21 protein-coding genes are annotated in these 21,774 nt (G+C 37.1%); 18 read left to right on the top strand and 3 right to left on the bottom strand.

The annotated features are described in order from the left end of the window. Positions 1 to 12 precede the first annotated feature (12 nt). Together MLOOGBEN_RS19295 and MLOOGBEN_RS19290 are read left to right on the top strand one after the other, a co-directional pair. A complete protein-coding gene (locus tag MLOOGBEN_RS19295) occupies positions 13 to 591 on the top strand; it encodes a TRAP transporter small permease (RefSeq protein ID WP_256989180.1) in 579 nt (192 codons plus the stop codon). 16 nt (positions 592 to 607) lie between these two features. Next, the gene (locus tag MLOOGBEN_RS19290; protein ID WP_179159900.1) at positions 608 to 1,882 is read left to right on the top strand and encodes a TRAP transporter large permease; all 1,275 of its coding nucleotides are present in this window, start codon (positions 608 to 610) and stop codon (positions 1,880 to 1,882) included. Between the two features lie 228 nt (positions 1,883 to 2,110). Here the strand turns inward: MLOOGBEN_RS19290 and MLOOGBEN_RS19285 are convergent, their stop codons facing one another. Further along, positions 2,111 to 2,437 (bottom strand): winged helix-turn-helix transcriptional regulator, encoded by a 327-nt coding sequence (locus MLOOGBEN_RS19285; RefSeq protein ID WP_179159899.1) that lies wholly within the window; start codon positions 2,435 to 2,437, stop codon positions 2,111 to 2,113. Positions 2,438 to 2,616: 179 nt separating this feature from the next. Here MLOOGBEN_RS19285 and MLOOGBEN_RS19280 point away from each other — a divergent pair, with 179 nt between their 5' ends. From MLOOGBEN_RS19280 to namA, 13 genes are all read left to right on the top strand, one after another. Further along, complete coding sequence (locus tag MLOOGBEN_RS19280; protein ID WP_179159898.1) at positions 2,617 to 3,468, top strand: VOC family protein; 852 nt, start codon at positions 2,617 to 2,619, stop codon at positions 3,466 to 3,468. Positions 3,469 to 3,484: 16 nt separating this feature from the next. Then, positions 3,485 to 4,546: an LLM class flavin-dependent oxidoreductase gene (locus MLOOGBEN_RS19275; protein ID WP_179159897.1), complete on the top strand. Its 1,062-nt coding sequence runs from the start codon at positions 3,485 to 3,487 to the stop codon at positions 4,544 to 4,546. Positions 4,547 to 4,570: 24 nt separating this feature from the next. After that, complete coding sequence (locus MLOOGBEN_RS19270; protein ID WP_179159896.1) at positions 4,571 to 5,209, top strand: NAD(P)-dependent oxidoreductase; 639 nt, start codon at positions 4,571 to 4,573, stop codon at positions 5,207 to 5,209. A 692-nt stretch (positions 5,210 to 5,901) separates the two neighbouring features. Next, positions 5,902 to 6,909, top strand: a complete 1,008-nt coding sequence (locus tag MLOOGBEN_RS19265; RefSeq protein WP_179159895.1) for an NADP-dependent oxidoreductase — start codon at positions 5,902 to 5,904, stop codon at positions 6,907 to 6,909. 81 nt (positions 6,910 to 6,990) lie between these two features. Beyond that, positions 6,991 to 8,610, top strand: a complete 1,620-nt coding sequence (locus MLOOGBEN_RS19260; RefSeq protein WP_179159894.1) for a long-chain fatty acid--CoA ligase — start codon at positions 6,991 to 6,993, stop codon at positions 8,608 to 8,610. Between the two features lie 397 nt (positions 8,611 to 9,007). Continuing rightward, complete coding sequence (locus tag MLOOGBEN_RS19255) at positions 9,008 to 9,709, top strand: carboxymuconolactone decarboxylase family protein (RefSeq protein WP_179159893.1); 702 nt, start codon at positions 9,008 to 9,010, stop codon at positions 9,707 to 9,709. Positions 9,710 to 9,935: 226 nt separating this feature from the next. After that, the gene (locus tag MLOOGBEN_RS19250; RefSeq protein ID WP_179159892.1) at positions 9,936 to 11,000 is read left to right on the top strand and encodes an LLM class flavin-dependent oxidoreductase; all 1,065 of its coding nucleotides are present in this window, start codon (positions 9,936 to 9,938) and stop codon (positions 10,998 to 11,000) included. 83 nt (positions 11,001 to 11,083) lie between these two features. Next, positions 11,084 to 12,163, top strand: coding sequence for a TRAP transporter substrate-binding protein DctP (gene dctP, locus MLOOGBEN_RS19245; RefSeq protein WP_179159891.1), 1,080 nt, complete (start codon positions 11,084 to 11,086; stop codon positions 12,161 to 12,163). A gap of 136 nt (positions 12,164 to 12,299) precedes the next feature. Next, the gene (locus MLOOGBEN_RS19240; RefSeq protein WP_179159890.1) at positions 12,300 to 12,794 is read left to right on the top strand and encodes a TRAP transporter small permease; all 495 of its coding nucleotides are present in this window, start codon (positions 12,300 to 12,302) and stop codon (positions 12,792 to 12,794) included. Between the two features lie 8 nt (positions 12,795 to 12,802). After that, positions 12,803 to 14,110: a TRAP transporter large permease gene (locus tag MLOOGBEN_RS19235; protein ID WP_179159889.1), complete on the top strand. Its 1,308-nt coding sequence runs from the start codon at positions 12,803 to 12,805 to the stop codon at positions 14,108 to 14,110. Positions 14,111 to 14,142: 32 nt separating this feature from the next. Continuing rightward, the gene (locus MLOOGBEN_RS19230; RefSeq protein WP_179159888.1) at positions 14,143 to 14,559 is read left to right on the top strand and encodes a PaaI family thioesterase; all 417 of its coding nucleotides are present in this window, start codon (positions 14,143 to 14,145) and stop codon (positions 14,557 to 14,559) included. Between the two features lie 37 nt (positions 14,560 to 14,596). Continuing rightward, positions 14,597 to 15,538 (top strand): phosphotriesterase family protein, encoded by a 942-nt coding sequence (locus tag MLOOGBEN_RS19225; RefSeq protein ID WP_179159887.1) that lies wholly within the window; start codon positions 14,597 to 14,599, stop codon positions 15,536 to 15,538. A 37-nt stretch (positions 15,539 to 15,575) separates the two neighbouring features. Further along, positions 15,576 to 16,640: an NADPH dehydrogenase NamA gene (namA, locus tag MLOOGBEN_RS19220; RefSeq protein ID WP_179159886.1), complete on the top strand. Its 1,065-nt coding sequence runs from the start codon at positions 15,576 to 15,578 to the stop codon at positions 16,638 to 16,640. A gap of 82 nt (positions 16,641 to 16,722) precedes the next feature. On the opposite strand, the gene MLOOGBEN_RS19215 is transcribed toward namA, so the two are convergent. Then, positions 16,723 to 17,469: an SDR family NAD(P)-dependent oxidoreductase gene (locus tag MLOOGBEN_RS19215; RefSeq protein ID WP_306430753.1), complete on the bottom strand. Its 747-nt coding sequence runs from the start codon at positions 17,467 to 17,469 to the stop codon at positions 16,723 to 16,725. Positions 17,470 to 17,535: 66 nt separating this feature from the next. Continuing rightward, positions 17,536 to 18,282, bottom strand: a complete 747-nt coding sequence (locus MLOOGBEN_RS19210) for an SDR family NAD(P)-dependent oxidoreductase (protein ID WP_218781257.1) — start codon at positions 18,280 to 18,282, stop codon at positions 17,536 to 17,538. Positions 18,283 to 18,777: 495 nt separating this feature from the next. On the opposite strand from MLOOGBEN_RS19210, the gene MLOOGBEN_RS19205 reads away from it, so the two are divergent. From MLOOGBEN_RS19205 to MLOOGBEN_RS19195, 3 genes are all read left to right on the top strand, one after another. Further along, positions 18,778 to 19,623 (top strand): 3-hydroxyacyl-CoA dehydrogenase family protein, encoded by an 846-nt coding sequence (locus MLOOGBEN_RS19205; RefSeq protein WP_179159885.1) that lies wholly within the window; start codon positions 18,778 to 18,780, stop codon positions 19,621 to 19,623. A gap of 108 nt (positions 19,624 to 19,731) precedes the next feature. Continuing rightward, a complete protein-coding gene (locus MLOOGBEN_RS19200) occupies positions 19,732 to 20,922 on the top strand; it encodes a thiolase family protein (RefSeq protein ID WP_179159884.1) in 1,191 nt (396 codons plus the stop codon). 27 nt (positions 20,923 to 20,949) lie between these two features. Continuing rightward, positions 20,950 to 21,732, top strand: coding sequence for an enoyl-CoA hydratase/isomerase family protein (locus MLOOGBEN_RS19195; RefSeq protein ID WP_179159883.1), 783 nt, complete (start codon positions 20,950 to 20,952; stop codon positions 21,730 to 21,732). The last annotated feature ends 42 nt before the right edge of the window (positions 21,733 to 21,774 follow it).

Here is a 21,774-nt window from a genome sequence, read left to right as displayed (position 1 = left end):
GGTGGCTGTGAATTGAAAGAATTTATGGAAAAAACGAGTTTAGCTGTAAATAAAGCCAGTCAAGTTGTCATATTTGTATTTTTTGTTACTGCCTTCTTGTCTACGGTTTATCAAGTATTTTCCCGTTTTGTTTTGCAAAGTACTTTTGTACAAGAAATGATTCCAATGGTCGATTTTTCTGTGTTTAATTTAACTTGGATTGAAGAACTGATTCGTTATTTGTTTGTTTGGATTGTCTTTTTGGGAATTGGAGTTGTTTACAAAAGCAAGGAACACGCACAAGTAGAAGTTTTACATCATTATTTACCCAAAAAGTATAAAAGTCAGTTAATAATACTTATTGAAGTTATAAATTCAAGTTTATTTCTATTTTTAATCATTTTTGGTTCCAGGATTTTAAAGTTTACTAGTCAACAAATTTCTCCTTCAATGGGGCTTAATATGACCATAATTTACGGAGCTGTGCTTATTTGTTCCATAATTTGTCTTATACATTCTTTAGGTAATATAGTAGGATTGGTAATTTCTAAAAGTGAGAATAATGAAATTACTCGAGTCGAAGTTACCGGTGAAGGTACCAATTTAGGATAATGAAGGAGGAGTTTCAATGACTGTAGCTATTGTTGTACTGATAGTACTATTAATATTAATGATGATAGGCGTCCCAATTGCCATATCTCTCATTATGGCCTCAATTGCGGGTTTTCTATCCAGCATCTATTATATTCCATTGGAAGTAATTCCCCAAAGACTGATAACTTCAGTAGATTCATTTCCACTTTTAGCTATTCCGTTTTTCATGCTTACGGGTGAATTAATGATGTCAGGGAGCATGGGGCGAAGAATAGCAGGATTTGCTTTTGCAGCTGTTGGATGGGTACGAGCAGGATTAGCCCAAGTTTCTACATTAACTAGTATGTTTTTTGCTGGGATTTCTGGATCTGGGGCTGCAGATACGGCTGCTGTTGGGAAAATGATGATTCCGATGATGGAAAGTAAAGGATACGATAAAGGATTTGCTGCTGCCACGGTTGCAAGTGCAGGTACTATTGCAGTTGTTATTCCACCTTCTATCCCAATGATTGTTTATGGAGTAACTGCGGGGGTCTCGATTGGAGATTTATTTACTGCAGGTATAGTTCCAGGAATTTTAATTGGTCTCTCTATTATGTTGTTAAACTACTGGCTGACAAAAAAGAATGGTTATTCTGAAGAAGCGGGTAAGTTTGAATTTTCATCATTTAGGAAAACCTTTTTTGAAGGTATATTAGCTTTAATTTTACCTTTAATTATTATAGTTGGGATTCGAGGAGGAATTTTTACTCCAACTGAAGCTGGTGCCGCTGCTGCAGCATACGCATTTATTATTAATAAGTTTGTTTATAAAGATATGGATTGGAAGGATATCCCTTCTGCATTTTTGAATGCTGCGAAAATGACTGCAATGGTCGTGTTTATTATTGCTGCTGCAAACCTGTTCGGCTGGCTTTTAACTGCTGAACAAATTCCATCATATCTTACACAACTTGTGACTGGTGTATCTGATAATAGATACGTAATACTCATTTTATTCAATATCATTTTCTTTATTGCGGGATGTTTTTTAAACGCCTCAGCTGCAATAACAATATTAACTCCATTACTTTTACCTATTGCATTGGCAGCAGGAATTGATCCTATCTTTTTTGGACTTATCATGGTTGTCAACCTTTCCATAGGTTTAATAACACCTCCGGTTGGTTTAGATCTCTTTATAGTAAAAGGTATTGCTAATGTATCTTATGATAGGATAGTTAAATCAATTGTTCCTTTTATTTTAGTAATGATCTGTGACCTTTTAATCATTACTTATTTTCCGGCACTATCAATGTTTTGGGTTTAACTTTAATAGTTTAATAGTTTAATCAAATTTTTATTATGGAATGCTAGAGTGGCAATTTTATTGATGGAATCAAACCACAGTTCCCTTAATCTTTATGAAAAAAACAAGTATCAGTCCTCACAGGCTAATGCTTGTTTTTTTGTTTTTTTATAACTTAACTGTATAAGAAAATGTGTATTTTTAGTTTAAATTTTTCTTTCTATAATAGGACTTTGCCATTTCCGTCAGTTAAGATAGTTCAGGTTCCGGTTTCACCCAAAGCTGAGACCAGCTCTCTATTTCTCGTAAAACCGGTTCTAGCGACCGACCTTTATCGGTTAATGAGTACTCAATAATGACTGGTGTTTCCGGTATTACCTTCCGTTTTACTATTCCTTGTTGTTCTAAATCCTTTAAACGATCGGATAATACTTTACCACTTATGCCAATGGCGGACTGAATTTCAGTAAACCGTTGTGAACCAGATAATAACTGATAAATAACTAATGCACTCCATCTTTGACTAAGTAGTGAGATGGCTTTTTCAAATTTTGGACATATAGTAGGTTGTTTCATATTACATTACACCTCTCTTATTTATAGTATACCACAAAATGTCATTCGTTAACAAAAGTAAATCTAGTTACTTGACAATGCATGATAACAATAATACACTTACTTACATAAAGTAACTAACTGTTATTTGTTTTTAACTGACAAATTATCATAAAAGAAATGACTCTAGGAGGGTTTTTATGGGATTTCACATAAAACCAGCTACATTTGTGGGGCATGTCAAAATTAAGGTAGAAAATTTAGAGCGTTCATTGAAATTTTATCAAGATGTTCTTGGTTTCAATATTTTAGAGCAATCCATTTCAACGGTAAAACTAACAAGTGATGGAAAAACAAGTATTTTATCACTTGAGCTACCTGACAAGGTCATTCCAAAACAAAGAGGAACAACAGGCTTATATCATTTCGCTATCCTTTTACCAGAAAGAACGGATTTAGCCAATATTGTGATTCACTTGGTGAACAAGGGGATAAAATTTGGGTCTTCCGATCACCTTGTAAGTGAGGCATTGTATTTAAATGATCCAGACGGAAACGGTATTGAAATTTATATCGATCGGGATCCTTCTAAATGGAACTGGAAAGGCGAAGAAGTGGCTATGACAGTGGACCCGCTTGATTTTGAAAATCTATTGACTACTGTTAAACCGGGTGAAAAGTGGCAGGGAATGCCGGAAGGAACGGTAATGGGTCATATTCATTTACACGTTTCTGAATTAAAGAAGACGGAAGAATTTTATGTAAAAGGACTTGGATTTGATGTTGTCAATCGATATGGCGGGCAGGCGCTATTTCTTTCCACTGGAAAGTACCACCATCATATTGGGCTCAATACATGGAATGGAGCAGGGGCACCAACTCCTTCCTTAAATAGTGTAGGTTTAGAATCTTTTACACTTATTTTGCCTAATGAAGAAGTACGTAATCACGTAGTATCTAATTTGAAAAAGATTGGTGCCAATGTAATGGAAGTAAACCATTCTTTTATAACTCATGACCCTTCTGGAAACAAAATAGAGTTAACAGTTTAGATAAGGAGGAATCACAGTGTCTACTAGTAATCATAACGGCATTGAAATAGGAATTTATACACTTGCTGATATCGGTCCGGATCCCTTGACGAACAAAACGATAACTCCCAAACAACGAATGAAGGAAATGATACAAGCGGCAAAGCTTGCGGATGAAGCTGGTCTAGATGTTTTTGGGGTAGGGGAACATCACCGTTTGGATTATGCTTCCTCTTCTCCTGCAGTCATTTTAGCTGCTATTGCACAAGCAACAAATCGAATTAAATTAACCAGTACTACAAGTGTGTTGAGTACGCTTGACCCAGTTCGCTTATTCGAGGATTTTGCCACATTGGATTTGCTCTCAGATGGTCGTGCAGAAATCTTGGCTGGCCGAGGAGCATTTATAGAATCATTCCCGCTTTTTGGATACAGTACCAATGATTATGATGAGCTTTTTACTGAACATATGGAATTGCTATTGCAGCTAAATAAAAATGAACGAGTCACTTGGTCGGGTGATTTTCGTTCTCCATTAAGGAATGTAGAAATTTCACCACGACCTATACAAGAGCATATACCGATTTGGATTGGTGTTGGCGGGACGCCTGATAGTGCAATCCGTGCTGGGAAATTTGGGGTTGGAATGGCGCTGGCCATTTTAGGCGGAGATCCATTGCGTTTCAAACACCTTGTGGATCTTTACCGTAAATCGGGAATGGAAGCAGGACATTCACCGGATGTATTAAAAGTGGGTGTAACAGGCCATGCTTTCATTGCCGAAACTACTCAGCAAGCCAAAGACGAGTTCTTTCCTTATTATTCAAACTATTGGTCCTATGTGAATCGCCAAAGAGGAATGGGAACAAGGATGTCAAGGGCCGACTTCGAACATATGGCAAGTCCAAATACGGCCTTGTTCGTAGGAAGTCCACAGCAAATTGTCGAGAAGGTTCTTCATCAGCATGAGCTTTTTGGTCATAGACGTTTTCTAGCGCAAGTGGATATAGGCGGATTACCTTTTAATAAGGTAGCCAAAAATATTGAGTTATTGGCAACTGAGGTTGTTCCCTCGTTAAAAAAGGCGACAAGCTACTAAATTATATAATTGGAGGAAATCATTATGAACATCGCAGTAATTGGAGCAAGTGGAAAAGCAGGTAACTTGATATTGAAAGAAGCAGGAAATCGGGGACATAACGTAACAGCTATCGTAAGAGATGTATCTAAAATTCAAGTTAAAAATGTTGCAGTGATTGAGAAAAACGTATTCGATTTAACATCAGATGATTTAAAAGCGTTTGATGTTGTTATTAATGCCTTTGGAGCGCCGCTTGGAGAGGAACAAGCTCATGTGGATGCGGGTCACGCATTAATCGAGGCGTTAAAAAGAACAAGTACAAGATTAATGGTTGTCGGGGGTGCGGGAAGTCTTTTTGTCGACGAGAACAAAACAGTTAGAGTAATCGATACTCCTGAATTTCCGGATATGTTTAAACCAACTGCACAAGGTCAAGCAAGGAACCTACAAGAATTACAGGAGACTTCTGATTTAACATGGACGTTTATTAGCCCTTCTGCAATTTTCAATCCAGAAGGAAAAAGAACGGGATCTTATAAAGCGGGGAAAGATCACCTCCTTGTTAATTCAAAAGGGGAAAGTTATATCAGCTATGCTGACTTTTCGATTGCAGTAGCAGATGAAGTTGAAAATCCTAAGCACCTGAACGAAAGATATACTGTTGTAGGTGAAGCGGAATAATATGCAAAAAGAGTCCCAAGACTTTCGCGTCTTGGGACTTTTTTTGATAAAATATCAAATATCTTACTAGCTTTAACATAGGTTTGGGCGTAAGTATTTTACTAATGAAAAGGCTAGCACAATGTGCTACAGTTTCTTGTAGTTTTGGCGACAAGTGTGTCTCAATGATAGAGTAAGCTGTATTGGTAATTGCTTGTGCTAAAGTTTCACCCTCCGCGCGGATATTATTAAAACTAACTTAGGACTCACCAGCAATTGAAAATTAAACCCAAACTTCTCTAATCTTTCCACAATCAGCATAGCATGTTCAAGATTATGCTCAGGTTAAATTTGTCCTGTGGCTCTACAATAGAAACAAGATAAGTTGTTCCTTGTTATTCTCCGAGTTTCCTTAATGTTTCAAATATGAAATAGGGCTTCTTATTAATAAGACACTTTTGGTTGAAAAGTAGCTAAGGAAAACTCTAAATAATTAAAAAAGGTAAGGATACATAATGCCTTCTTATATTAATAATCTTTTGGCACAAAAAATGCATAGTAAAGAGTAAAGAGTAAAAAGAATTTTTTTGTACTCGCAGCTTGAAAAGTAAGATGAACGAAAGAGATGGAAGGGCATTTAGAGTCTTAGTGGTAAATAAAGAGTAAAAGTGGGTTAAAGAATAAATTTTTCAGATTGAGGTGCTTGTTCATTAATGAAAATTAATCGGCAATATTTGTTAGCAAAGCGACCAATTGGTATACCTGATTATTCCACATTTAAAATGGTAAAAACAGCTATCCCAGTTCCAAAACAAAATGAAATTCTTGTCCGGTCTCATTATCTATCTGTAGATCCTTATATGCGCGGAAGAATGAACAATATCAAATCTTATGCAAAACCCTTCAAAATTGGTGAACCACTTACGGGTGATAGTATTGGTGAAGTCATTTTGTCAAAACACCCTGACTTTACTGTTGGTGAGATGGTGATAGGAAACTTTGATTGGGCGGATTATTCGATAGTGGATGGTTCAGCATTACGTAAGATCATTCCTGATAAGGCGCCAATCACAACAAATTTGCATGTAACAGGAATGACTGGATTAACAGCATACTTTGGCTTCCTTGATATTGGCAAACCAAAACCTAATGAAACGGTAGTAGTTTCGGGGGCAGCGGGTGCAGTTGGGATGGTTGTAGGTCAAATAGCAAAAATTAAGGGTTGTAGAGTAATAGGAATTGCTGGTTCTGATGATAAAGTTAAATTTTTAAAAGATGAACTAGGTTTTGACGAGGTTATTAATTATAAAAGTGTTCATGATATCTATCAACAGTTGGAGGATGTGTGTCCAAACGGAATTGATATTTATTATGATAACGTCGGTGGAAAAATCACTGATGCGGCTATCAGCCTATTAAACTTCTATGGACGAGTCGTTTTATGTGGTCAGATATCGATGTTAAATTCAGAAAACAATGAAAATGGACCGCGCTTTTTTACACACGTTGTTAGAAGGAGTATCCTTTTAAAAGGTTTCATCTATAGTGACTATAAAAATCAGTTTGAAGAGGGAAGAAAGGATCTAGCACAATGGCTTGCGGAAGGGAAAATTAAATATAAGGAAAATATGGTTAATGGATTAGAAAATGCCCCAGATGCTTTATTAGGACTATTCCGTGGTGAAAATCTCGGTAAACAACTTGTTAAATTAATCAATTAATTTTTTGTTTTTAAAATACTTCATGTCAGTGGGTCTATTATAAAACAGGAAAAATTAGTGAAAAGGCTGGAGGGATTTACTATGATGGATACACAATTGACAATTGATACTTTATTAGTGAGAGCAGAGAAATATTTTGCCAAAAAGGAAGTTATTTCAAGAACTTCAACGGGAATCACCCGTTTAACTTATAGAGATTTTGCAAAGAGAACCAGGGCCTTAGCCAGTGTTCTTGAAAATCTGGGTGTCAAACACGGTGACAGAGTGGGAACGTTTGCTTGGAATGATCATCGTCATTTAGAAGCTTATTTTGCTATTCCCTGTATGGGTGCAGTATTACATACTATTAATATTAGACTTTCATCAGACCATCTAAAATACATCATCAATGATGCTGAGGACAAGGTTTTACTTATTGATGAGGGACTGTTACCAATAATTGAGAATATTAAAGATGAAATCCCTACGGTAGAAGCTTTTATTGTACTAACAGATAAAGAAGAATTGCCCGAAACTAAAATTCAGACTATCTATCATTATGAAAAACTATTGAAAGAAGGAAATGCCAATTATGTATTTCCTAATAACTTAAATGAAAATGATCCAGCAGGCATGTGTTACACTTCCGCAACAACCGGTGATCCCAAAGGTGTTTTATACACTCATAGGAGTATTATCTTACACAGTATGATGCTTGGATTGGCAGACACGATGGCAATATCTGAATCAGATGTAGCGATGCATGTGGTTCCTATGTTTCATGTAAATGCGTGGGGATTTCCGTTCTCTTCTGTCTGGTTTGGAACGACACAAGTTTTGCCAGGACCTAATTTCAACTTTAAAACACTAGGAGAATTGATTGAAAATGAAAATGTCACCATAACCGCCGGTGTTCCAACAATCTGGATAGGTCTATTGAATGAATTAAACACCAATAAGTACGATTTATCAAGTTTACGTTGTATCGTATGTGGAGGTTCTGCAATACCTAAAGGTGTCATCCGGACGTATCAAGAGAAATACAATATTCCTCTTGTTCATGCATATGGAGCGACAGAAACAAGTCCAGTTGCGACCGTTTCCCGATTAAAAAGCTATCAACAAGAGTTGGAATATGAAGAGAAACTAGAATTTATCTCTAAACAGGGGATCCCGGTTCCGGGGATTGAAATAAAAGTAATAAATGAACAAGGTGAGGTAAGGAATAACGGTAATGATATGGGGGAAGTTTTGGTTCGTGGACCATGGATCATAGATGAATATTACAACAAGCCTGAGAAAACATCTGAAGCGGTAAAAGACGGCTGGCTTTATACTGGAGACATTGCAACTGTTGATTCAGAAGGGACCATTAAAATTGTCGACCGTACAAAAGACTTAATAAAGAGTGGTGGCGAGTGGATTTCATCTGTTGACCTTGAAAATGCATTAATGGCTCATGAAGGAGTTTCAGAAGCTACAGTCATCTCTGTTCCACACGAAAAATGGCAGGAGCGTCCAGTTGCTTTTGTTGTTAAAAGAGATAGAGCGAATACTACTGTAACAAAAGAAGAACTTATGGATTTCTTAGCACCCCAGTTTGCCAAATGGTGGTTGCCTGATGAAATTATTTTTATCAAAGAAATACCAAAAACCTCTGTGGGAAAATTTTTAAAGATGAAATTACGTGAGGATTATAAAAGCCCTTCTATTAGTAAATAAATTTATTTCGATTTCTTGCCTTTGAATCTCTTATCTGCATTTGCTCTTCTATTTCAGAACAATAAATGCATTAAATTACTTTAATAACGAAACGGCATGTTTCACTTTTGAAACATAAAAAAAGAGAAATTATAAGCTGTACTAGTTTAATAGCTTTCATCAAAACTTCTTCAACTTATGGACTTCAAGAAAAGCGTTAATTTCACACAATGTTTTACTATTCTTTAACGGAATTTTAGAATTGGCATAATAATTGCATATATAATGGTATCAGTGAGTATTAAATTGCTTATTGAACATGTAAATGTAAGTGTTTACAAAATAATTGTATGAATGGTCGAAAGAATCTGTGATCAAGCTATTTTAATGTGAATTTTAAAAAAGGGAGGAAAAATTAATGGTTAGTCAGGAAACAATATTGAATTATTTATTTGAAGAGGATAGGGAATTCTATGATATTTATAATAAATTAGTTTCTGCTCCCTACAAAAATAACATTATTGATGCCAAATCTAGAGAATTAATTAATGTGTCATTAAGCGCCGCTCCGACAAATTTGAGCAAGGATACACTAAGGGTTCATATTGAAAACGCCATCAAAGCAGGGGCTACAGAACGAGAAATTTTAGAAGTCTTTAAACTTGTTAGTGTTCTAGGTATGCATACCTGTGCAGTAGGAGTCCCAATTCTGGTAGAAGAAACGGGTAAATTTGCAAAGGCAAAACTAGATGCCCACCAGGAGGAGTTAAAGGAAAAATTCATAGAGAAGATGGGCTATTGGCATGGATTTCGGGACACTCTCTTAATGAATGATGAGCATTTTTTTGAGAGTTATTATCAATTTCTGACTAATCCATGGGACAGTGATATCCTAAGCCCGAAATTAAAAGAATTCATTTATATTGCAATAGATAGTGCTACTACACATTTATTTAGTGTTGGAATTAGAGTCCATATTCAAAATGCCCTTAGGTATGGAGCGACATTTGAAGAAATTATGGAAGTATTTAAACTAACAAGTGCACAAGGTGTAGATACATTTTATGCAGGAATTCCTATTTTACAATCGGTGTTATCAGATAAGAAGCTGGTTAAATAAATAGTTATAGAATTGTTGTTGTAAATGAACAACTTTTTAATTGCAAAATTGCGACATGTGTTTCGTTTGAAATATCTATAAAAAGAAAAAGTTCTAGCTTTTATAAAAATTGGTGGAATTCTAGTTATAATTGAGGAAACTAGCTCCAAAACTAATATTCTGAAAATTTGCATAAAATTTGCATACTAGTTTAGAGGAAATATATAAATGGAATGGAGTGTTTTAGATGGCGATTTTGGGAGAAGATATGACATTTGGATTATTTTTCTTAAACTCTGTGGCTCCATGGAAAACGGACGCAGAAGAATTACGAGATGGCTTAGAACAAATTAAAGTAGCGGATCAATTGGGATTTCATTCCGCTTGGATAGCAGAGCATAATGCGCGTGCATACGGTGTTGTCAGCTCAACATCTGTTTATCTATCTGCAGCGGCAGCTCAAACTTCTACGATTATGTTAGGTTCGGCAGTATCCCGTTTACCTTTACATCACCCATTACAATTAGCAGAAGATATGGCATTGGTAGATGTTATCAGTGATGGCAGATTGTATTTGGGCGTTGGTAAAGGCTATGATGCCTTGGAATTTGATGCATACAATATTGATTTCGATGAGCGTCATGAAAAGTATTTAGAGTCATTAGAAATTCTAACAGCAGCATTAAAGAATAAGAGAGTTACTTATTCTGGGAAATTCTATAATATTAAAGATATTCCAGTCTATCCAAGACCGATTCAGCCTTCAGGACCACCGATTTTTGTAATGGTTTCTGGTAATGATGAATCAATGGTTAATGCAGCAAAACAGGGACATTCATTTGTGCTAGGTGGTATTACAAATGAAGATACGAACCATAAGATTGAGTTATATAAAAAGACAGCTCTAGAAGCAGGGCAATCCGAAGAACAAGTATCTAAAACGATTGCAAGGTCAGGAAAGCTGTTATTTTGTTATGTAGCTGATACCACTGAACAAGCACAGGAAGAGTATAGACAGGGCTTAGAATGGTATATGAGTGTAAGGGATAGTCGTCCTACATTCGGAGTGGTTAAAAGGGAGAGCCATTTAGATTATGATCACTTCTTAAAATCTGGAAATGCACTAATAGGGTCTCCAGAGAAAGTAATTAAAGATATTCAAAGGTATAAGGAAGAAACAGGGCTTAACAATATTATTCTTTGGATGAATATTGGCGGCCAACCACAAAAACAAGTATTGAAATCAATGGAGCTATTTGCAGAAAAAGTTCTTCCCCATTTTACAGAAAAGAGTAGTATTATTGCAAAATAAATTAATTGAATATTAAATTAATTCAATATTTATACTGTTTTAAATGTTATGGATAATAATAGATGTTATGGGGGGAAAACTTAATGAAAAAAATACTTATGAATATCAGCATCATACTAATCGGGATAGTTCTATTAACGGCATGTGGAAAGGCAAAAGAATCTTCATCATCTGAGTCTTCAGGTAAGGATGATAAAGTTTATGAATTAAACTACAATGATCTTGCTCCGCCTACACATCCATATACGACAAAAGTTGCTGAACCATGGGCTGAATTTGTTGAAAAGGAAACAGATGGCAGGGTGAAAATTAATGTATTTCCTAGCTCAGCACTAGGAACGCCTGATACTGGATATGATGATGTCAGCGGTGGTGTGTTTGATGTTGGCCTTTTATACGCAAGTTCTGATAGTAATGATATTTTATTCCCATTATCTATTGGTGACCTGCCTTTTGCCATTCCGAACCCTGATGTAGCGATTAAGGTTATGAATAAATTTCAGGAGAAATATATGAAAGATACTTTCAAAGATGCAGTATGGCTAGGAGCATCATCAACGGATACTTCGCAGCTATATTCCACGGAACCTATCAAAACACTAAAAGATATGAAAAATCGTAAAGTAAGTAATAGTTTATATTCTAGAAATGAATTGCTCAAAATGTGGGATGCCGTTCCTGTTTCATTAGATAATGCAGAATTATACGAATCTGTTGAACGTGGTTTAGTCGATGATATTATCTATAACACGACAGGAGCGATAGGATTTAATTTAAATGAAGTAGCTCCTTATATGACAAAGCTTGATTTAGGGGTATCATCAAATGGATTATTTATCAATGGAAGTATGTTTGAAAAGATGCCAGAAGATTTACAAAAGTTATTTGTCGAAAAATTAGGCCCAAAACACCAAGAATTAATGGCAGAGCTTTATATGACTTCTATGGAAAATTCTATTAAAGAGTTTGAGAAAAGAGTGAAAGATCAAGGTGGAAAGGTTTTCACACTGGAATCTGAGGAATTAAATAAATTTAAAGAGCCTGCTAAGAAAATGTGGGATAATTGGGCAGCCGAAGCAATTAAAAGAGGCTATCCAGGTGATGAAATGATGGAATATTTCAAACAGCTGCTAGCAGAAGAGGGCGTTGAAATACCTTTTTAACAGGTTAGAATAGAATGGATTTTAAAGTGGAGTTCGTCATATATCCTGACTAGGAATGATTCATTCCTAGTCTACTCTTAATAGCTTAATTCATTTTTGGAGTTATAAACTCTTTTTCAGGAAGGAAGGCCAGGTAATGAATATATTTTTAAATACGGTTAAATATATTACCTCTATTACTAAATGGGCAGCGTATGGTATTTCTTCTCTTATGGTGTTGCTTGTTTTCTTTTTTGCTACTTCAAGAGCTTTTGGGCACCCCATTGTTGGAGATATTGAAATTGTACAATTTACAATGGTTTTATTGATTGTTTTTTCATTAGCTTATACGGAAGAAACAGATTCACATGTAGCAATAGACTTAATTTATAATAAATTACCCTCACTGTTCCAATTGATTTTAAAAGTAATAGCTAAAATATTAACGATTCTTTTTTGTTTCCTTGTATGTTGGATTTTTATCTCAAAATTGGATTTCGCATCAAAATCTAGTTTGCTACTTATAGTTTATTATCCCTTTAAGATTATGTTAATTATTGGTTTCTTCGCGTGGGGACTTGAAGCAGTTAAAAGGGGTTATTTTGAACTAAAATGGTACAAGAATCCTAATTATTTTGTCAATGGGGAGTGAGCATTATAATGGCAGTTTCAACTGTTGGTTTACTAGTTATATTATGTGTCTTTGTCTTAATGTTCCTACGGATCCCTATTGCTATTGCTATGGCAATCCCTGCTATTATTGGAATTCTTTATATAAGAGGTTGGGATACATTATTTTCAGCGTTCGATACCATTGTATGGACACAAAGCTATTCCTATACATTAACCACTATCCCGTTATTTGTATTAATGGGGCAGTTTATCTATTCATCTGGAATAAGTAGTGAACTTTTTACTACTTTTCGTAATTGGTTTAGTGGTTTAAGGGGCGGGTTGGCAATGGCAACGATTGGCTCGTCTGCAATGTTTGCTGCGGCTTCAGGTTCTAGTTTAGCTACAACAGGAACGATTGGTGTAATGGCATCGAAAGAAATGTTAGCAGCTGGTTACAGTAAATCCTTAACTGGTGGCTCGATTGCTGCTGGTGGAACACTAGGAATTCTTATTCCGCCAAGTACTATGTTTATTATCTATGGTATGATGACAGAACAATCGATTGGTAAACTACTAATGGCAGGGATATTACCGGGAATCCTATTGACCCTGTTCTTTATGATTACAATTTATGTAGCAAGCCTAATAAAACCAAGTTTAATAGCAGAATCATCGAAAGAAAAAGTAAGCTGGAAAGAGCGTTTTTCTTCATTAAAATCAACAATTTGGATTATTTTGCTTTTTATCATCGTTTTAGGTGGAATGTACATTGGTATTTTTACAGCTACTGAATCAGCTGGGGCAGGTGCATTAGGAGCATTTGTAATTGGCTTAGCAAGGAAAAAATTAACTTTGCAAAAAATAAACGAAGCTATTTTTGAAACGATAAAAACAACCGGTTTTATCTTCGCAATTGTTATTGGGGCATTTATATTAAACTATGTATTAACAATAACACGTGTTCCACATTTAATATCTGACTTTTTATTTGCAACAAATCTTTCACCGTTAATGCTATTTATCATAATCGTAGTTATGTATATTATTTTAGGTGCAATTATGGATACACTTTCGATGATCGTTGTAACGATTCCTATTATTTTGCCGTTAATTGAAGCTGTAGGATTTGATTTAATATGGTTTGGTGTAATCATTGTACTAGTTGTTGAGATGGGATTAATTTCTCCGCCTGTAGGAATGAACTGTTTTGTACTAAATGGAGTGGTAAAAGAATTGGAGCTTACAGAAATTTTTAAAGGCGCATTAATTTTTATGATTCCGATCCTTACACTTATTGCATTGCTATACGTCTTTCCTGAAATTGCATTATATATACCATATTCGGTGAAATAGAGTAATTGTGTGGTATTAAAAGGAGACTTATAATGAAGATGGAACTATGGAAAATCGAAGAGAAATTAATGGAAAACAATAATTTTCGGAAATTACTAGGAGTCAAAATAGAAGATATCAGCGAAGGGGCTGCTGTCTTATCCTTGTCCATTCGGGAGGACTTGTTACAGTCAGGAAATATGGTTCATGGCGGAGTTCTTTCTGTTCTGATAGATTCCGTTATCGGTACTGCGGTTAGAACGGTTTTAGACCCCAATGAATTTTCTGTTACGGCAGAAATGAATATCAACTATTTTAGACCGGCGATAAAAGGCAAAATCTTTGCAGAGGGAAAGCTAGTAAACAAGGGTAAACTATTAATAGTTGGTACCGGAGAGATTAAAGATGAAGAAGGAAGATTACTAGCAATAGGAAAAGCAACGTATGCGGTAAAGAAAAAGAATGTATAAAGAAGTATGAAGATTCTTTGAATAACTGGAGGGCAAGATGATATTCATTAATTCAGTTACGGGCAAAATTGAGGTTGAACAAATAGGACGAACATTAATTCATGAACACCTCAGAACAAGATCCGAATGTGTCCCGGTACAGTTTCCTCGTTTGTATGATGCCGACGAAGAGTATCAATTGGCAATGGAGCAAGTAGTGGCAGTTAGAAACAGAGGCGTTAAAACCATCTTCGATCCATCTGTAATGGGGTTGGATCGTGATGTGCGGTTTATGAAGCGAGTTTCGGAGGATTCAGGTGTCCAAATAATTGCTGCAACAGGGATATTCACTTTTCATTATTTGCCAACACGTTTTATGGCAAATAGTATAGATTTCATGGCGGAACAGTTTGTAAAAGACATTAAAGAGGGTGTCCAAAATAGTGAAATAAAGGCAGGGTTTTTAAAATGTGCTACAGAAGTTCAAGGTTTAACCCCGGATGTCGAAAAGGTTTTAAGGGCTGTAGCACGTGCTCATCACCGTACGAATGTTCCGATTATGACTCATTCTGCTCCTTCTGCAGAGACTGGATTGTTACAGCTTCAAGTGTTTGAAGAAGAGGGAGTAGAACTGAGTAATGTATTAATTGGACATTGCGGTGATACGGATAATTTGGACTATATAGAGAGAATCCTTGATAAGGGTGCGTATATCGGAATAGACCGTTATGGTATTACGGGTACAATTACAACAGAACAAAGAAATGATACAGTAAGAGCTCTAATCGAAAAAGGTTATGTGAAACGGATGTTTTTGTCTCAAGATTATTGCTGTACAACCGATCGTCTTAAACCGGATAGTCTCAAAAAGTCCCTTCAGCCTGATTGGTCAATGACCTTCCTACTTGATGAAGTCATTCCAACTCTTATTTCACAAGGAGTTTCTGAAGAGGAAATTAATATTATGATGAATGAGAACGTAAAAGACTGGTTGAGCTAGACGAAATAGCAGGATCAATCGTTTGTTGGGAGGAATTATGCTAAGTCCAGTATTTAAACCATATTCACTAGGAAAATTATTTGAGCCTTTTACTATTAATAATCTAACATTAAAAAATCGAATTGTGATGTCGCCTATGTGTATGTATTCCTGTCTGAAACTGGATGGCAAGGTGACCGATTGGCATTTAACTCATTATTCCTCTCGTGCCATCGGTCAAGTAGGTCTGATAATTGTCGAAGCTTCGGCTGTTAGTAAAGAAGGCCGGATTGGTGCAGAGGACCTTGGTATATGGGAAGATAGCCAAATGGATGGACTATTGAAATTAACAAATTTAGTTCATAAACACGGAGCAAAAATAGGTATACAGCTGGCCCATTCTGGAAGAAAGTCAAGAATTGAAGAATCAATCATTGCTCCTTCTGCGATTCCTTTTTCTGATCAGAGTAAGGTGCCTGCGGAAATGACGAAATCTATGATTGAAGAAAAAATCGCTGACTTCCAAAAGGCTGCTAGAAGGGCAAGGGATTCGGGTTTCGATGTCATAGAAATTCATGCAGCGCACGGGTATTTAATCCATGAGTTTTTATCTCCATTATCTAACCTTAGGAAGGATGAGTTTGGGGGCACAAAAGAAAATCGATATCGTTTCTTAGGTAGAATTATAGATGCGGTGAGAGAAGAATGGCGCGGACCCTTATTCGTAAGAATTTCAGCAAATGACTATGATGCCCAAGGAAATACCTGTGATGATTTTGTAGATTTTGCAAAATGGATGAAAGAGCAGGGTGTGGATTTAATCGATTGCAGTTCAGGTGAAGTCATTCCTGCAAATTATGATGTTTTTCCTGGGTACCAAGTGAAGTATGCTGAAAAAATAAGAACAGAGGTAAACATTCCGACAGGAGCTGTTGGTGTGATAACAGAAGGCATCCAAGCTGCTGAAATTATCCATGGCGAGCGTGCGGATTTAGTTTTTATTGGAAGGGAGCTGCTAAGAAATCCCTACTGGACATACACCGCTGCTAAACAGCTAGGAGTAAAAATTGAAGGTCCAATACAATACACCAGGGGCTGGAATAGCGATTTTCCATATACATAAATGAATATGACCGATTCAATGAATAGAGTATAAAAGGCATTTGTGAATGAGCCCATTCCAAATGCCTTTTATTGTGTATATATTACTGGGCTGTATACCCGCCATCGATAACTAACTCTGAACCGGTTACATAACGAGACTCATCAGAAGCTAAATAAAGAGCACCATAGGCAATATCAATCGGTTTTCCTAATCCTGGCCAAGGAATCTTATCTTTCAATGGATGCTCTCCATCTTTGCCTCCAGACATGGCTGATTCAATTACACCTGGGTGAATGGAATTTACTCGAATAAAATCTTTTGCCAGCTCAATGGCCGCTGATTTGGTCATTAATCTAACTGCCCCCTTTGAAGCGTGGTAGGCCGTACTCCCTGGGCTTCCAACCAATCCAGATCCAGAAGAAGTGTTGATAATCGACCCCTTACCAGATGTTTTCTTTATTAATGCTGCTCCATATTTCATTCCTAAAAACGTACCTGTTGAGTTAATTGATTGAATCTTCAAGAACTCTTCCATTGATGTTTTGGCTAATCCATTTCTGCTCAAAATGGCCGCATTATTTAAGAGAATATCTAATTGACCAAATTCCGATTCTGTTTGCGATATGACTTCCTGCCAATCTTCCTCAAGTGAAACATCTTGCTTAATCCCAATCACTTGCCCGCTTAGCTTTTTAATGGACTCAACGGTTTCAACAAGACCTGCTTCATCAATATCGGTTACTACTACTTTTGCTCCGTTCTTAGCAAATAATAGGGCTTCCTCTCTGCCAATACCATTAGCTGCTCCAGTAATAATAGCAACTTTATCCTTTAATCTTAACATCATTTCAATTCCCTTCTGCTGAAGTGTATTTGAACGATCCCCAAAGTGTTAAGCCCAAACTCATTCAGATTACTGAGCTATATATCCACCGTCGATGACTAACTCTGAACCAGTAACAAAGCGAGATTCATCCGAAGCTAAATAAAGGGCACCATAGGCAATGTCGATCGGTTCACCTAAGTGTGGCCAAGGTGTTTTATCCTTTAATGGATGTTCTCCATTTTTAGCCCCAGACATATTCGTCTCAATAACACCAGGGTGGATAGAATTTACGCGAATCAAATCCTTTGCCAGTTCCAGGGCAGACGACTTGGTCATTAGTCTAACGGCTCCTTTTGAAGCATGATAGGCAGTGTTCCCTGGACTTCCAACAATTCCATACATGGATGAAATATTAATAATAGAACCTTTACCAGATTTTTTCATAGCGTTTGATCCGTGCTTCATTCCTAAGAAAGCTCCCACTGAGTTTATAGATTGAACCTTTTCAAATTGTTCTAGGGAGGTTTCGGCTAATGTAAGCCTTGTTCCAATGCCTGCATTATTCATTAGAATATCTAAGCGGCCGAGTTCTTTTTCTGTTATTGAAATAACCTGTTCCCAATCCTCTTCACGTGAAACATCGAGTTTAATAGCGATTGCATACCCACCATTCTCATTGATTATCTGAGATGTTAGATGAAGCTTCTCTTCATTGATATCTGTAACAACCACTTTGGCTCCATGTTTAGCAAATAAAATGGCTGTTTCCTTTCCTATTCCATCAGCAGCACCAGTAATAATAGCCACCTTATCTTGTAAACGGTTAATTGACATTGATTTATTAATCTTCCTTTCTATTAATAAAATTTACTTTTCAGTTTTATAAATTGCAAGATTCATGCCAGTATTTTAACTTTTATAAAAACAAAACCCATTACAGATGGTAATAACGAAAAGTCTACAAAAAAGTGCAGGAAAACCAATTATTACTTAAAATAGATATCTTTCAAATATTTTAAAATTTAGAGAAATATAAACAGAAAATAGAAAACCATAAGTTAGAAAGCTATAAATCAATTCATAATGCTATTCATACGTTTCAATAATGAAACGTCTCATTATAAACAATGATTTAGACAAAGCGTGCAAAATGAATCATTGAAATTATTAAAGATTTAAAATATTGTTATAATAACGCTTTCATTAATAAAATGGTCTTTCATGTCTATTAAAATTAACATATTAAATATTGGCATGCTTCTTGCAACTTAAAAGAATAAGAGAATGACATACATATACAAGCATCATTTTTTGAAGGGAGATAATATTATGGAGATTGTTAGTGTAATAGGTTCAGGGACAATGGGCCGGGGGATTGCCTTTTCCTGTGCGGCTGCAGGTTTTACCACCTTTGTTCAGGATATCAATGAAAGTGTCCTTTCAAACTGCAAATCTTATATAGAAAAGCAATTTAGACGTTCTCTAGAGAAAGGCGAAATTACTAGAGAAGAGGCAGATCATGCCATGAGCAGAATCCGCTATACAACAGAACTCGAGGAAGCAGCCAAGGATGCAGATTTGGTCATTGAAGCCGTTTTGGAAATTATGGACCTTAAAATAGAGATTTTTAAGCGACTTGATAAGGTTGTAAAACCTTCAACCATATTGGCTACCAATACCTCAACAATGAGTCCGACTGAAATAGGTGCCCAGACATCGAGGCCAGACCGCTGTATTGCCCTCCACTTCTTCAACCCAGTTCCGAAAATGAAGCTACTTGAAGTGATTTGCGGGCTGGATACATCTGAGGAGACAATCAAGAGAAGCTATGAATTTGGAAGAGCACTTGGGAAGGAATGTGTAAAAATAAATGAATTTCCGGGCTTTGCAGTCAGCCGGATGAATTGTCTGATAGGGAACGAAGCAATGAATATGGTCATGGAAGGTGTCGGTACTGTAGAGGATATCGACAAAGCCATCAAATTGGGCTTAAACCACCCCCTGGGGCCGCTTGAACTTGCTGATCTCGTTGGGCTCGATGCACGGCTTCGAAATATGGAATATCTCTATAAAACACTTGGTGAAAAATACCGCCCATGCCCAATTCTCGTAAAATTTGTAAAAGCAGGGCGGTTGGGCAAGAAAAGTGGAAGAGGATTTTACACCTACAATTAAGATGTGATTGGGAATCCATTTAGACAGTAGAAAGACAGCCAAAATATATCTACGCCGGTAAATAAAGAGGGAATAAAAAATTTAATTCCGTCTGGGAGGAAAAAGGAAATGGCAAAAAAAGACATTGTTATTGTAAGTGGAGTTCGTACCCCAATCGCAAGGTATGGGGGAGCATTGAAGGAACTTAATTCGGGGTATTTAGCGAGCCATGTCATTAAGGAAGCCTTAAGCCGGGCTAGTATAAGTACGAATTTAGTAGACGAAGTGATCCTTGGGGAAGTCAGGCAGTCGACCGAATCCTCAAATGTGGGAAGGGTTGCATCAATAAGAGCGGGAATACCAGAAACTGTACCAGCCTTTACGGTCAACCGTCTTTGCGCATCAGGGATGCAGGCGATAGCCTCAGCGGTACAGCAAATTCAATCGGGACAGGCGGAAATCGTCGTTGCGGGCGGTACAGAAAGCATGAGCGGTGCCCCTATTTACTTGCGCGGATCACGATTTGGCGGTGACCGTTCGCATTTGGTCGACTCTAATACGGAGGCTGGACAGCAGCCTAATGAAATTTACGGTGAAAATCTTGGCATGGGGATGACTGCGGAGAATGTAGCAGAAAAGTTTTATATCTCACGCATGGACCAAGACGCTTTTGCGTTTGAAAGCCAAAGAAGGGCAACCGTGGCCATCCGCGAAGGGAAGTTCAAAGAAGAAATTGCACCGTATGAAATCAAAACCAAAAAAACAGTTACTTTCTTTGATACCGATGAACATCCACGTCCGGAAACAACTCTAGAAAAACTTGCTACATTAAAGCCAGCATTCCGAAAAGACGGTACCGTTACTGCCGGGAATGCCTGTGGCCGTAATGACGGAGCCGCTGCAGTGGTTGTGATGTCGGGTGAAAAAGCTACTGAGCTTGTTTTGAAGCCTTTTGCTCGGATCATCGATTGGGCCCAAACCGGTGTTTCTCCGGAAATCATGGGCATCGGACCTGTTCCTGCAGTCAAAAAGCTTCTTGAACGTACTGGCAAATCACTGGATGAGATAGATCTTATAGAGCTTAATGAAGCATTTGCTTCCCAGGCGCTGGCTGTCATTAGAGAGCTTGGATTTGACCAAGAGAAAGTAAATGTCAATGGCGGAGCGATTGCATTAGGACATCCTGTAGGAGCAACAGGTACACGTCTAGTTGTCACTTTGATGCATGAATTGAAACGCAGACGCCTTAAATATGGGATAGCAACTCTATGTGTCGGTGGCGGGCAAGGAATGGCGATATTAATAGAAAACCTTGAGTAACTATATGTAAATTAAAGGAGGAATAGCATGGAAGTATATCAAAATATTGAAGTCAATAAGAAAGGGCGTCTTGGCTATGTTCTCATCAACCGTCCGGAGCTTCGAAATTCTTTGAGTAAAGAAACATTAAAGGATATTGTCGATGCACTCGATGAATTAAGAGAAGATGAAACAATTGGCTGTGTTATTTTTACCGGAAAAGGAGAGAAATCCTTTGCTGCTGGAGCAGATATCAATCAGTTAAGACAAAAGACCGCCCTAGATGTTTTCAAACCAGGAGGAATGCAAGAGGTTTACGATCTTATCGAAATGTATGATAAACCGACTATTGCCATGGTGAATGGATTTGCCTTAGGAGGCGGATGTGAGCTTGCATTAGCCTGTGATATCAGGATTGCATCGGTAAATGCCAAATTTGGGCTTCCAGAGTTAAACCTTTCTATTCTGCCAGGAGCTGGAGGAACTCAGCGTCTTGCACGTTTAGTTGGAAAGAGCAGAGCGCTCGACATGATCCTGACAGGGAAAATGATAGATGGGGAAGACGCCTACCGGATAGGACTAGTTTCTGAAGTAGTATCTCCTGAAGAGTTGGAAGTTAGAACGGAAGATGTAGTCGGAAAAATTCTTGCAAAAGGTCCGCTTGCTGTGAAATTAGCAAAAATCGCCGTACAAGCAGGATTTGAGTCTGACCAAAGAACAGGCTTACTGATTGAAAAACTAGCCCAAGCTGTCTTGTTTTCTACCGAAGACAAAATAGAAGGAACTAGTGCATTTTTGGAAAAAAGAAGTCCTAATTTCCAATCTAAATAGGGTTGATAATATAATAAGATATTTTGGAATGCACAAAGTCAT

Origin of the sequence: Bacillus sp. EB106-08-02-XG196, from assembly GCF_013396335.1 — a bacterium.
GTDB lineage: Bacteria > Bacillota > Bacilli > Bacillales > Cytobacillaceae > Neobacillus.
This window is presented reverse-complemented; position numbering and strand designations above follow the sequence as displayed.

Bases quoted from the DNA above. Each gene is read 5' to 3' on its own strand.
- MLOOGBEN_RS19290 (WP_179159900.1), top strand. From the start codon at position 608: ATGACTGTAGCTATTGTTGTACTGATAGTACTATTAATATTAATGATG.
- MLOOGBEN_RS19285 (WP_179159899.1), bottom strand. From the start codon at position 2,437: ATGAAACAACCTACTATATGTCCAAAATTTGAAAAAGCCATCTCACTA.
- MLOOGBEN_RS19280 (WP_179159898.1), top strand. From the start codon at position 2,617: ATGGGATTTCACATAAAACCAGCTACATTTGTGGGGCATGTCAAAATT.
- MLOOGBEN_RS19270 (WP_179159896.1), top strand. From the start codon at position 4,571: ATGAACATCGCAGTAATTGGAGCAAGTGGAAAAGCAGGTAACTTGATA.
- MLOOGBEN_RS19265 (WP_179159895.1), top strand. From the start codon at position 5,902: ATGAAAATTAATCGGCAATATTTGTTAGCAAAGCGACCAATTGGTATA.
- MLOOGBEN_RS19260 (WP_179159894.1), top strand. From the start codon at position 6,991: ATGATGGATACACAATTGACAATTGATACTTTATTAGTGAGAGCAGAG.
- MLOOGBEN_RS19255 (WP_179159893.1), top strand. From the start codon at position 9,008: ATGGTTAGTCAGGAAACAATATTGAATTATTTATTTGAAGAGGATAGG.
- MLOOGBEN_RS19250 (WP_179159892.1), top strand. From the start codon at position 9,936: ATGGCGATTTTGGGAGAAGATATGACATTTGGATTATTTTTCTTAAAC.
- dctP (WP_179159891.1), top strand. From the start codon at position 11,084: ATGAAAAAAATACTTATGAATATCAGCATCATACTAATCGGGATAGTT.
- MLOOGBEN_RS19240 (WP_179159890.1), top strand. From the start codon at position 12,300: ATGAATATATTTTTAAATACGGTTAAATATATTACCTCTATTACTAAA.
- MLOOGBEN_RS19235 (WP_179159889.1), top strand. From the start codon at position 12,803: ATGGCAGTTTCAACTGTTGGTTTACTAGTTATATTATGTGTCTTTGTC.
- MLOOGBEN_RS19230 (WP_179159888.1), top strand. From the start codon at position 14,143: ATGAAGATGGAACTATGGAAAATCGAAGAGAAATTAATGGAAAACAAT.
- MLOOGBEN_RS19225 (WP_179159887.1), top strand. From the start codon at position 14,597: ATGATATTCATTAATTCAGTTACGGGCAAAATTGAGGTTGAACAAATA.
- namA (WP_179159886.1), top strand. From the start codon at position 15,576: ATGCTAAGTCCAGTATTTAAACCATATTCACTAGGAAAATTATTTGAG.
- MLOOGBEN_RS19215 (WP_306430753.1), bottom strand. From the start codon at position 17,469: ATGATGTTAAGATTAAAGGATAAAGTTGCTATTATTACTGGAGCAGCT.
- MLOOGBEN_RS19210 (WP_218781257.1), bottom strand. From the start codon at position 18,282: ATGTCAATTAACCGTTTACAAGATAAGGTGGCTATTATTACTGGTGCT.
- MLOOGBEN_RS19205 (WP_179159885.1), top strand. From the start codon at position 18,778: ATGGAGATTGTTAGTGTAATAGGTTCAGGGACAATGGGCCGGGGGATT.
- MLOOGBEN_RS19200 (WP_179159884.1), top strand. From the start codon at position 19,732: ATGGCAAAAAAAGACATTGTTATTGTAAGTGGAGTTCGTACCCCAATC.
- MLOOGBEN_RS19195 (WP_179159883.1), top strand. From the start codon at position 20,950: ATGGAAGTATATCAAAATATTGAAGTCAATAAGAAAGGGCGTCTTGGC.